Origin of the sequence: Pseudoalteromonas rhizosphaerae, from assembly GCF_028885455.1 — a bacterium.
Classification (GTDB): domain Bacteria; phylum Pseudomonadota; class Gammaproteobacteria; order Enterobacterales; family Alteromonadaceae; genus Pseudoalteromonas; species Pseudoalteromonas rhizosphaerae.
The window spans coordinates 2482172-2494536 of sequence record NZ_CP118496.1 but is presented as its reverse complement, the minus strand read 5'-3'; the positions used below and the strand labels follow the sequence as shown (position 1 = coordinate 2494536).

General features: G+C 37.3%; 10 protein-coding genes. 4 read left to right on the top strand and 6 right to left on the bottom strand.

Features of this window, described 5'->3' with window-relative positions; genetic code table 11:
* Positions 1–71: 71 nt before the first annotated feature.
* Positions 72–281: a PGPGW domain-containing protein gene (locus PVK79_RS10480; protein WP_145239030.1), complete on the bottom strand. Its 210-nt coding sequence runs from the start codon at positions 279–281 to the stop codon at positions 72–74.
* Between the two features lie 149 nt (positions 282–430).
* Here PVK79_RS10480 and ydiJ point away from each other — a divergent pair, with 149 nt between their 5' ends.
* On the top strand, positions 431–3487 hold the full coding sequence (ydiJ, locus tag PVK79_RS10475) for a D-2-hydroxyglutarate dehydrogenase YdiJ (protein ID WP_257326677.1): 3057 nt from the start codon (positions 431–433) through the stop codon (positions 3485–3487).
* Between the two features lie 55 nt (positions 3488–3542).
* Here ydiJ and PVK79_RS10470 read toward each other — a convergent pair whose 3' ends face one another.
* Together PVK79_RS10470 and PVK79_RS10465 are read right to left on the bottom strand one after the other, a co-directional pair.
* Entirely contained in the window at positions 3543–4733 is a 1191-nt protein-coding gene (locus PVK79_RS10470; protein WP_257326675.1) for a cation:proton antiporter, read from the bottom strand.
* Positions 4734–5945, bottom strand: a complete 1212-nt coding sequence (locus PVK79_RS10465) for a tyrosine-type recombinase/integrase (RefSeq protein WP_257326674.1) — start codon at positions 5943–5945, stop codon at positions 4734–4736.
* 142 nt (positions 5946–6087) lie between these two features.
* Here PVK79_RS10465 and PVK79_RS10460 point away from each other — a divergent pair, with 142 nt between their 5' ends.
* On the top strand, positions 6088–6651 hold the full coding sequence (locus PVK79_RS10460) for a lipid-binding SYLF domain-containing protein (protein ID WP_182778923.1): 564 nt from the start codon (positions 6088–6090) through the stop codon (positions 6649–6651).
* A 135-nt stretch (positions 6652–6786) separates the two neighbouring features.
* Here the strand turns inward: PVK79_RS10460 and PVK79_RS10455 are convergent, their stop codons facing one another.
* Together PVK79_RS10455 and PVK79_RS10450 are read right to left on the bottom strand one after the other, a co-directional pair.
* Entirely contained in the window at positions 6787–7833 is a 1047-nt protein-coding gene (locus tag PVK79_RS10455; RefSeq protein ID WP_257326650.1) for a patatin-like phospholipase family protein, read from the bottom strand.
* Between the two features lie 73 nt (positions 7834–7906).
* Positions 7907–9313, bottom strand: coding sequence for an alanine/glycine:cation symporter family protein (locus PVK79_RS10450; RefSeq protein ID WP_182717275.1), 1407 nt, complete (start codon positions 9311–9313; stop codon positions 7907–7909).
* Positions 9314–9506: 193 nt separating this feature from the next.
* On the opposite strand from PVK79_RS10450, the gene PVK79_RS10445 reads away from it, so the two are divergent.
* Both PVK79_RS10445 and PVK79_RS10440 read left to right on the top strand, forming a co-directional pair.
* Positions 9507–10217 (top strand): helix-turn-helix domain-containing protein, encoded by a 711-nt coding sequence (locus PVK79_RS10445; protein ID WP_145239052.1) that lies wholly within the window; start codon positions 9507–9509, stop codon positions 10215–10217.
* 88 nt (positions 10218–10305) lie between these two features.
* On the top strand, positions 10306–11172 hold the full coding sequence (locus PVK79_RS10440; RefSeq protein ID WP_257326647.1) for a DMT family transporter: 867 nt from the start codon (positions 10306–10308) through the stop codon (positions 11170–11172).
* A gap of 83 nt (positions 11173–11255) precedes the next feature.
* Here PVK79_RS10440 and PVK79_RS10435 read toward each other — a convergent pair whose 3' ends face one another.
* The gene (locus tag PVK79_RS10435) at positions 11256–12236 is read right to left on the bottom strand and encodes a patatin-like phospholipase family protein (RefSeq protein WP_145239058.1); all 981 of its coding nucleotides are present in this window, start codon (positions 12234–12236) and stop codon (positions 11256–11258) included.
* Positions 12237–12365 lie beyond the last annotated feature (129 nt).

The window sequence follows — 12365 nt, the reverse complement described above, 5'->3', positions numbered from 1 at the left end:
AAGTATAAAAAATGCCAGCGTTATTGCTGGCATTTTTGTTTACTCAATATGTTATAGCCTATTTATAACTTTTATCGGGCTAACTTCTTATCTAAGAACGCGCAAGATTTTGTCAGCGCTTTTTGGCAAATTGCTAAATAATGGCGTGCTTTAGGGTAATAAAAAGAGAAACACATAAGCCCTGCAATAAAAAAGATCAAAGAAGGGCCTGGTACAATAGCAAAAAATAATCCTAGCAACATAAATAAACTACCGACTAAAACTAATACACATTTTTTCATTTCAATTCCCTCGCAATTAAGCATCTACTATGAGTATAAGTAATCACAGTCTTTTTACGATAAAAAGAGTGTTACAAACTGTAAAATCTTCAATTTCTATTGCTCTTTAGCATGATATAATCGAACAAATGCCTTAATTTACTACCGTCATGATAGCAACTATTAGCCAACAAGATGCCGCGACCGATTTAGTCGCAAGTTACTTAAAAACTATAATTAAACAAGGGTTTACTGGCGACACTGATGCAAGTTATGCCACTCGTATAACTGCATCAACTGATAACAGTATTTACCAGCAGTTACCGCAAAGTGTTATTTTTCCTAAAACTGAAAAAGATATTCAAATTGCCCTGCAAACTGCTGCACAAGACCCTTATCTATCGCTGACTTTTGGACCTCGCGGCGGTGGTACAGGCACCAACGGTCAATCATTAACTCCCGGGATCGTAGTCGATTTATCACGTTATATGCGAGAAATCCTCGAAATTAATCCTGAAGAAGGTTGGGTTAGAGTGCAAACGGGCGTGATTAAAGATCAACTAAATGATTTTTTACGCCCTTATGGATTTTTCTTTGCACCTGATTTATCAACGAGTAATCGCGCAACAATCGGCGGAATGGTTAATACCGATGCATCAGGACAAGGCTCACTGGTGTATGGTAAAACTAGCGATCATGTTTTAGGACTTACCACTTATTTAGTCGATGGCACACAAATGTCAACGACACCAATCGACATTGATAAAGCCAAACTAATCGCCGAACAAAACACTACAATCGGTAAACTGTACGCAACAGTGCTTGATATTTGTTTGTCTGAGCGGGATGCAATTTTAGCCAAGTTTCCACGTTTAAATCGCTTTTTAACCGGATATGACCTAGAACATGTGCTAAGTGATGACTTACAAACTTTTGATATGAGTAGGCTAATAACTGGCTCAGAAGGTTCGCTTGGTATTGTTACTGAGGCTAAATTAAACATCACACCTATTGCTGAATTCAAAACCTTAATCAACATCAAGTATGATAGCTTTGATTCGGCACTGCGGCATTCACCATTTTTGGTCGATGCCCGTGCTACCTCAGTTGAAACCGTTGACAGCAAAGTTTTAAATCTTGCACGTGAAGATATAATTTGGCATTCAGTATCGGACTTAATAACCGATGTGCCAAATAAAGATATGCAAGGGCTTAACATGGTTGAGTTTAATGCTGTATCGCCTGATGACATAAAAGACAAAGTTGAGTCGCTATGTGCATTGCTCGATGATTGCGTTGCACAACAAAAAAATGGCGTAATTGGTTATCAACTAACCAGCAGTAAGGCTGATATTTTAAAAATTTATGCCATGCGTAAAAAATCAGTTGGCTTGTTGGGTAATGTTAAAGGCGCACAAAAACCTTTGGCGTTTGCTGAAGACACCGCCGTACCACCTGAGAATCTTGCAGATTATATTGTTGAATTTAGAGCTTTGCTCGATAGCCATAATTTACAATATGGCATGTTTGGTCATGTTGATGCCGGTGTATTACATGTTAGACCGGCACTTGATATGTGTGATCCCGAACAAGAAAAATTACTGCGGGTGATCTCTGATGAAGTTGTTAAACTCACAGCTAAATACGGTGGTTTAATGTGGGGCGAGCACGGCAAAGGGTATAGAAGTGAATATGGCCCTGAGTTTTTTGGTGAGCATTTATTTAAGCAATTACGACTTATAAAATCAGCTTTTGATCCTAACAATAGGATTAATCCCGGTAAAATATGTACTCCAATTGAAAGTAAGGACTCACTAGTTAGCGTTGACGATCAAAAGCGTGCATGGTTCGACAGACAAATTTCGGTTGATGTTAAAACTAGTTTTAATAATGCAATGACATGCAATGGTAATGGTATTTGCTTTAACTATGATGAAAACTCTCCTATGTGCCCATCATATAAAGTAACCGGTGATCGTCGTAATTCACCTAAAGGTCGCGCAAGTTTAATGCGAGAATGGTTACGATTACAAGAAGCAAAAGAGATTGATTTAATTGAGGTTGAAAAAGAACTTAACAAAGGTGAAGTGATCACCTGGTGGGAACGTTTTCAACATAGCCGCGATAAAAAGAAAGGCGTATATGATTTTTCTCATGAAGTTAAAGCCTCAATGGATGAGTGTTTAGCGTGTAAAGCATGTACCACAGCGTGCCCAATAAAAGTTGATGTACCGACTTTTAGATCACGTTTTTTAAATTATTATCACAGTTACTACGCGCGCCCACTTAAAGATTATCTAGTCGGTAATATTGAAGCCAGTGCACCATTAATGGCCAAATTTTCAAATGTAATAAACCCAATTGTAAAAACTAAATTAGTCAGCTCATTAATAAAAAAATCTGTTGGCTATGTTGATACACCCGTGCTTAGTTCACCACGTTTAACAAAACGGATTAATAAAACACACGAATTTAATTTTGCACAACTTTCAGGCTTATCTCCCGAGCAACAAAGTGAGTATGTACTAATTGTGCAAGATCCGTTTACCAGTTTTTATGAAGCTGAGCTGGTAGAAAGTTTTATAAAAATAATTTCCGCACTAGGTAAGAAGCCAATACTGTTACCGTTTAAGCCAAATGGAAAACCGCAACACGTTAAAGGTTTTTTAAATGAATTTAAGATCACAGCAAAAAATGCAGCAACATTTTTAAATTCATTATCTGAAATAAATGCACCACTTGTAGGTTTAGATGCATCATTAGTAATGTGTTATCGGGATGAATATAATTCTATTTTAGGTGATGAACGTGGTGAATTTGAAGTGCTACTTGCTCATGAATGGTTAGCAACACAATCTTTTAAATCATTAGCTAACAAAGTTGATAGCAATATAACATTTACGTTATTAAGTCATTGTACTGAAACAACCGCTTTACCAAAAGCGGCGAATGTATGGCAAACAATTTTTACTGACTTAGGCCTAAAACTTAATACAACAGCAACAGGGTGTTGCGGTATGGCAGGTACATATGGCCATGAAGCGCAAAACCAGAAAAACTCTCGAGCATTATATGAAATGAGTTGGCAAGGTGTTGTAGAGAAAAATAAACCTGAGCAATTATTAGCAACCGGTTTTTCTTGTCGTAGCCAAGTTAAACGCTATGAAAAATTCAAACCAAAACACCCAATAGAACTACTAGCAGATAAGCTAAGCAATAACATTTAATATAAAAATGCCGCACGCTTTTAAAAAGGAATGCGGCATTTTTTATATCGTTTTTTTATTTTAAATAACTATCAGCAATAGGCTTGGTGCTCATACCATGAATAAAAACACTAAATAAAATAGTTGTCATAGCAATCGTAGCTATAAGGTATTTATTTTCGATGCCGCTATCGATCACCATTAAAGTAAATACAATAGATGCTAAGCCTCTCGGGCCAAACCAAGCAAAAGTAAAACGTTCTTTCATTTTTAATTTAGTAAATTGTAATGACAACATCACAGGGATAATTCGAATAAGCGTTGTACTCAGTAGTGCAAATACAGTAAGTGCCCATGATAATTCTGGCAAAACTAAATAGCTGCATACAAAACCAAATAAACACCAGATCAACAAACCAGTAAAGTCAGCGATGTGTTCACTATCTTCAACGAGTTTTAAGCGTAAAGCCTGATTGGTAAATCTATCAAAAATTAATCCAGCAACAAACACCGCAATAAAACCACTGCTATGCAAACTTTGTGCGATTGAAAAAATGGCCATTGCCATACCAACCACTAAAAATGGGCTACTATTATTTGAAAAATAATGACGTTGCATGGCAAATTTAATCGCGGGAATGATCAATCCCATTGCAGCAACTGCAACCAGAATAGCCACACCTAATTCACGCGCAAAAACAATGACCGTATCAAAAACCGAAAATGTAGATGCAGGCTCTTTTGCTAACAACATCAAGACTAAAAATATTGGCACACATAAACCATCGTTTAAACCACTTTCAGTATTGATCCCTTCACGAATTTTTTCAGGCACCGCGCTGCTATTTAATAATCCTTTACTAAGCGCTGCATCTGTCGGCGTTAATATTATTGCAACTAGTGCAGCTTGAATAAGTGTCAGCTGGGTAAACATTAAACTCGCAATAATAATTCCAGCAAACAAGGTAAGTGGTAAAGCAATAAAAAGTAATAGGCTAGGGTATTGAAAACTGTGTTTTAAAACCATCAGTTTGGTTTTTGCCGCATCAGTAAATAAAAATATGCTCAGTGTTAATTCTATTAAAGGTAATAAGTGATCTAAGTCTCTGGTTAAATATGCCGTTTTACTTGGTAGCATAAACCCGATCAACGCACCGATAATAACAAAAAACATAGGTCCGGTAATTTCAGCTCGCTCTAATTGATGCATAGATAATGAATAAATTAAAAAGGCTAAACCCACTGCAGCTAATACAACATATTCCATTTAGATTTTCCTTTTAAGTCCAGATTTTGCTCGTTCTTTGATATTTGTCTGAATATATATTTGATCGGTGGTGGCAATTTTTGCATGTCCTAAATCTTCTGATAAATGTTTTAAAGGGCGAGTTTGTGCATCATGCGTAGCACCAGTATGTCTGAGCCAATGCGCTGTTGCCGATTCTAGTTGCTCGGCATCATCAGTAAAGCCATCATCAAGTAAAGATTGTTTGGCTAAATCAAAACTTTGTTGAACTAAGCGACGAATTTGTCGAACGGTCATTCCGCCTTGACCACGAATTTTATGCACCAATGGATCAGATTCATCAACGCGGGGCAGGGCTGGTAAACCTCGGTACAACCTATAACGTTTTAAATAAGTTACAAAATCTTCACTGAGTGTGACATCACGTAATTTATTTCCTTTACCCATAATTCTTAAAAACCAAAAGCCATCATTATCTTGCCAAAAATGAGACATAACAGGCGACCATTGTGGTCGCTCTGATAGTTCAGAGATCCGTAAATAAAGACCTTTTAAACACGCTAAGGTAAATAAATTTCTTTCAAGATCAGGTTGTTGCTCACACTTATCACGTGTGACACCAAATACATATTCCCATTGAATATCACTCAAGGTATCAGGAATTTTTATTTGTGATTGCACAACTAAATAAGGGCTATTCTTTTTTACAACCGGTACAAAGTTAGCAAAGGTTTTTTCTTCTAAAATAGCAAACTTGTAAAATACATTTAAAGCAGTAAACATGGCCGCTAATGTTTGTTGGCTAGCAATAGATTCTTTGAGCATAAAAGGGCGCCAATTTTCGTTTAATCTACGGATCCCTTGCTCATCTTTATAGCGCCATTGCAATGAAGTCATCGCCCAGCTTTTATCGGGTTCGACCATAAAATCGACATAGGCTTCTATGTCTTCACGTTTTAATTCAAATACTGATTTTTCTGCGACTAACCAAGACCATAGGTAAAAGCGTTCGAGTTCGTTCCGAAAACGATTATATGTCGCTTCTGATTTTCGGCCATAAACATATAAAAATTGATACAAAAATACTAATTCTTGCTTAGATTCAGCGACAGTCAAGCCAACTTGCTGTATAAAGGTGGCAAGTTCTGGGTATTCTGATTGCATTGTATCATCTTCAAGATGGGCAATTTGATACCGTAATTGTTTTAATGTATCGACCAAAGCAACAAGCATAATATAGTTATTTCTAATAAAATAAAGTAGTTAAAGTTTAACTTTAAAGTCCGATACTGTCTAGTATTGGACTTAGTGAATAATTATATTGTTAAGCTAATCAGATAATACCAAGGCAATGTTGCTGGTTTAAGGAAGGCATATGAAAAAGTTAATAGTTTTAAGTTTAGTTGCACTTACATTAGTCCTGTTTGGTTGTGCTACAACAGGTAGTGCTTCTCCAACTGAAAAGCGTAATCTAGTGCAAAATATGCGAGCAGATACACTCAGTAAATTATACAAAGAAAAACCAGATGTTAAAGAGCAAATTAAAAATGCCGCTGGTTATGCAGTATTTGATAATGCTAATGTCAATGTTGTTTTAGCCAGCTTTGGTGGCGGCTATGGTGTGGTTAAAAATAATTTGACGGGTAAATCCACTTATATGAATATGGGTGAAGCTGGTTTAGGACTTGGTTTAGGTGTTAAAGACTTTAACGTTGTAATGGTTTTTCATAATCAAGCTGCGTTAAATCGTTTTATTGAAAATGGTTGGGCCTTCGGTGGCAATGCCGATGCAGCGGCAAAATACCAAGATAAAGGCGGTGCACTTGTTGCCGAAGCCATTGCAGGTCAAGTAACTGTTTATTCATTAACCGAAAATGGCCTTGCATTACAAGCCGTACTAAAAGGCACTAAATTCTGGGTAGATTCTGAGCTAAATTAAGACATCAAAACCCTTCTAAAAGTGGGCTAGTTCGTATGATTACGCCCACTTTAATTTATTTCAGCCTATTTAACATAACGTAATTTATGGGCTGTTAACTATCAGTGATAAAACTACATTACTTGATAGATTAGATCATTCAATTATTTTCAGCTCAACATTTTCACTATTGAGTTTTTTATCAAAATCATCGGCTAATTTTTCAGTTTCACTAAACACGGTGTTCCAATATTTAATGCGTGTATCCACATCGAGTTCTGTAAAGTCGTTTCTGTCGGGGATTTTTCCGTAAGGTAAGCTGGCGATGAATTTTTTAGAGGGAGTGATCATTACTACGTTATCGTAATTTTCAGCGGCGACTTTACGTTTTAAACTTTTATCAAACCACCCTGCTTTTGGATCTGAATTGAAATGTGGATATAGAATAAGTCCAGGATTGTTAATTTTAAAATCAAAGTGGTAATCAACAATACCACCATCGCGATACATGCCTGCAGGCGCGCCGGCAATATTTTTTATACCTTGCATTACTAGCGGTATTGATCCCGATGCCAGTAAGGCATCTTTTAAATTTGTTTGTGTGAGTGCGATATTTTGAGTTTTAAAATTGTAGCTGTCAGTAATACTTAAATTACTATTCGGTGCGCCAAAAATAAAACGCTCATATTGCCCGCCTAATAATTTACGATTAACGCGATTAAACAGATAACTTTTTGATAAACCCAAAAGCTGTATTAATTTATGTTCACTGGCAATTAACCCGTTAGATTTTGCAACGATAAAATGCGCTTTAAATACGGGGTTATTTATAATTTCGGTGACACCGTTATCGCCAAACACATCTTCGAGTAGTGCGCGGGCTTTAGTGGTAATTTCATTAGGAGTGGGTTTATTACTAGAATATCGGGTTTGCGAATACGATTTTGCTAAGCGTTCAATGGCCGCAACGGGATCGTTTTGTGAAAAACATGCAGATCTGAATGCTCCAGCCGATGATCCAATTAAATTGAGTTGCGATGATCGGTTTTTAAAAAACTCACCAAAAATATACTTATCTAAACCAAATAAAGTAAACCATTTAGGGCCACCGGATGCACCTAAAAAGGCATTAAAAAGGTCTGGCTTAAAACCTTGTTCTGTAATTATTTTTGCCGCAGTTTTACCTGCATATATATCAATCATAAAAATACTTAATCATTTTCAACAACCAGCAAGGTGAATACTTATGCAAAAAACCTCACAGCAATAGTCATGTTTAGTGCCAAATACCCTGCTCGGTTTTACCTTGAATGAGCACATTTTTTGCATTAAATTCAGGCTCAATACCTTCAGCTCGTTGCCTATTATAATCGTCTGTGACATTTAAAATAGTCGGGGTGAGCAGTATTATGGCAATTACATTGACAACTGTCATCAAGCCAAGAGCAATATCGGCTAAATCCCATACTTCTTTTAATGTGGCAGACGCCCCCCACATCATCATTGATAGATATAAAAATGTGTAAATGCCGCGCCCTACTTTATTATCGAGCTTAAATAAATGTAGGTTACTTTCGGCGTAAGCGTAATTAGCCACTACCGAGGTAAAGGCAAATAAAGTAATGGCTGCTGCTACAAAGTACACGCCCCCTTGTGCTAAATGTGCGGTCATTGCCGCTTGTGTTAAGCGAATGCCTGCCATCTCACCACTGATATCAATATCAGCAAGTAAGATAATCACAGCGGTACAACTACACAACACGATAGTATCAAAAAACACCCCAAGCATTTGAATATACCCTTGCGTTACTGGGTGATTTGGAATGGGCGACGCACTTGCTGATGCATGCGGTACACTGCCTGCGCCAGCCTCGTTCGAATACAAGCCGCGTTGAATACCGTTTTTGATTGCCGCGCCCATTGCGCCTGCACCGGCTTCTTGTAGCCCAAAAGCAGATAAGAATATATCCTTCAACATAGCAGGTACTTGGGTGAAGTTAATCAAGGTAATAATCACAGCTGCCAGTACAAATACAATGCCCATCACCGGCACTACTCGCTCAGCAAAGCGGGCAATAGCTTTAAAGCCACCGAGTATAATAGAGCCTGCAAGCAGAGTTATGACTATGCCTGAGTATAAGGTTGGAATTTCAAAAGCGAAATTAAGCGCATCAGTAATGGTGTTGGTTTGCATCGCGCTAAAAGTAAAGCCATAACCTAAGAACAAACACAACGCAAACGCGATAGCGAGACTACGGCTGCCTATTCCTTGTTGAATATAATAAGCGGGGCCACCTCTAAATTCGCCTTGGCTATCACGTACTTTATACACTTGGCCAAGTACGCTTTCTGCAAAACCGGTCGCCATGCCCAGTATGGCAATCACCCACATCCAAAATATGGCGCCACTGCCACCTAATGATATCGCAACAGCAACACCGGCTAAATTGCCAGTTCCAACCCGCGCACTTAATCCGGTGCACAGTGCTTGAAACGAACTAATGTCGTTTTTATTGCATTTGCTACTGCCTTTGAGAAGGCTGAACATGTGTTTAAATTTTAAAATTTGAATCAGTTTTAAGCGTACTGAAAACCAAATACCTGTAAACAGTAAAATGTAGATCAGTATTTGTCCTTCACCCCAAAGTAGGTTATTTATACTGCCTACGATTAAATCAAACATGTTTGCCCTTGTTATTATTTTTCAACCTGCAATAGAATACATATGCTGAATTTAAGAATATTTAGTTGGCAATACTTTATCTTGCTGATATAAATTAGCAAGTATTGAGTGTATTAAAATAACAAAAAGTTATTTACAACACCCTACAATTCCCTTCATGATTGTTTGTCATAGCAATTATTAAATTTAATAGATGAATAGCTTATCGATTCGATATTACACACGAAAAATCCACAGCCACCAGCACCACTATCACCAACTTGTTTTACCACTTAGTGGCTATATAGAACTTGAAATGAATAATTTCGCGGCGCCTGTTGGTGTTGGTCAATGTGTTGTGATCCCTAAAAATACTCTACATGCGTTTAAATCAGATGAAAATGCGCGTTTTATAGTGGCCGATTTATTAGAGCTCCCTAATAACTTAACGACGATGAATGCCCCCTGTTTCAGTATTGACGATAAATTAATGAGCTATCTAAGTTTTACCCAAAAGCAGTTGCAAGGTGTAACTAACATAGATGAAGCAGCGTTATGTTTTAATTTATTTTTGGTGTTACTCAGGCAACAAACTACCAATGCGACTATTGATCCGCGGATAAATAACGTTTTGTTATTAATAAAAAAAGATTTATCGATAGACTATACATTGAATGATATGGCAGCGGTTGCATGTTTAAGTGTTACTCAATTCAAAGCGGTTTTTAAGCAATGTATGCACACCAGCCCGGTTAAACATCACACGCAATTAAGAATGGAACATGCGCGTTCCTTACTTTGTTACTCTGATTTACCTATAGCAGTAATTGGTGAACAGGTTGGTTATAACGACCCATCAGCTTTTAGTCGCGCCTTCACTTGCTACTTCAAACAATCCCCACGAGACTTAAAAAAGCAGCTTTAGCGTCAACAATATCGCCTTTTAAGTACAGTGTTAGATAGTAAAATTGATAAACTACCTTTATCAATTAATTTTTAATTAAATGTTTGCTATGTCTACAATTTTCGGCGTATTAGCTATTTTTTTATGGGGCGCATTAGCATTGTTAGGTAATTTAACTAAAGCATTACCGGCTTTTCAATTACTATTTATGTGCTTCTTTGTGTCGTTCTTATTGCTGTTTATTAAACGGCTTGTTACCAAGCAGCGTTTGTTAACTCTGCCTACACTTGGTAAGGCGCAAACAATTATTGGCATAGTTGGTTTATTTGGTTTTCATTTTTGTTATTTTATGGCACTTAAATATGCACCATTGATCGAAATTAGCCTGATTGTATATTTATGGCCATTGTTATTGGGTGTTTTTGTCGCGCGGTCTGAAAACAAAATAAATGCGATTATAGGCGGGCTGGTTGGTTTTATAGGGATCGTGTTTTTAATTAGTGATGGCAGTGGTTTTACTATCAATAGCCAGTACTTTTTAGGCTACCTATTTGCTGCGAGTTGTGCGCTATTATGGTCGAGTTATTCATTGTTCATGACTCGCTTTGATAATCACGTTGATGATATTGGTTGGCTTTCTCTTTATGTAGCTATTTTGGCCTTATTGGCACATATATATTTTGAACAAACAGTCACACGTTTTTCATTAACGCAGACTGTAGGTATTTTTTTGTTAGGGTTAGGACCTGTCGGTGGCGCATTTTACTTATGGGACATCGCTTTAAAAAGAGGTAATAAAACGTTACTTGCCTCTTTGAGTTTTTTAACACCGCTACTATCTACCGTGTTACTGGTTATGGCTCAACAAATACATTTTTCATGGTCAATTTTAATTGCATTGGCATTTGTTTTAATTGGCGCAGCGATCAGTAATTATAAAGGCAGGCCTCGGGTCGTTAATGCGAGCCATTTATGACTCGCTTATTAATTATAAACTAACAACATATGAGACTTATCCAACTCACATACAACTGATCGGAATAAATTTATCAATACTAATTAGTTAGCTACAGCAACAGGATGGGTATTGTTTGCTGGGTATTGCTCAGTAAAATAGTTATTACCTGCCAATAAACCTAATTTATAATCACGACGTAGATCATTGGTTGAACTACCAAGTAATTTGCTCGAAAGCTTTTGGTTTGCAAAAATTTGTATTATTTCTACATCTTTAGGAGGATTGGCAATAAATGCTAACTCATCCTCATACGCTTGTTCGTGTTGTAATAAGTAATCTAAGGTTTTTGGGCAATATCCTGATGCACAAACAAACGCTTTTAACTTGTTTACCCATGCCGATTGCGCTTGAAAGTCTTGATCAACTGTGCGGATCACCACAATTTTACGTGCACCACGATTGTAGGCTTCGCGCACTGGTAGTGGCGCAGCAAGGCCACCATCTAGGTAAAAGTCTGACTCAGCGTGTACGTCGGTTTTATCTATTTCATTAGCAGCTAATGCATTTAACCATGGCGTGAGTTTTACACCTTGTTTATATAAAAATGGCAGTGCACTTGACGCTTTTAATAGATCTCGCCATTGCTGGCCTTCACCGGTTGGTGATAAAAAATAAGGTTTTCGATCACGGGCATTAGTGGCGGTAATAAGTAACTCCCGTTCACCCAAACTGGCTTTTGCAGTTTTAAAATCAAGTGCTCTGTTAACTTCGGTAGTTTTATCAAAGTACCAGTCTAAGTCGACTATATGTTTACCAACTAAACCACGGCCTAATTGAAAAAATCGTTTGTGACGCGAAAGCCCTCTTATTAAGCGTTTGGCATACCCTTTTTGGCGAGCTAAATAGCTAGTAAGGTTTTGTGAACCTGCTGAAGTACCAATAAATAAATCGAATGGGTCATATTCATGTTCAAGCCATGCATCGAGTACACCTGCGGTGAAGATCCCTCGTTGCCCACCACCTTCCGCGATCAATGCTGTTTTATCGAAAGTATTTGTGATTTTGGGGTCTTGAGGTTTCAAAATATGCCTTCCTTTGTAATTACTTTACTGGTTTATACCTTCATTTTAATGTGTTTAAATCAAACGTTAAAATTGATTATATAAATCGAATTGATTATAAAAACAGAACGCAAGCTTAAATAAGATTAG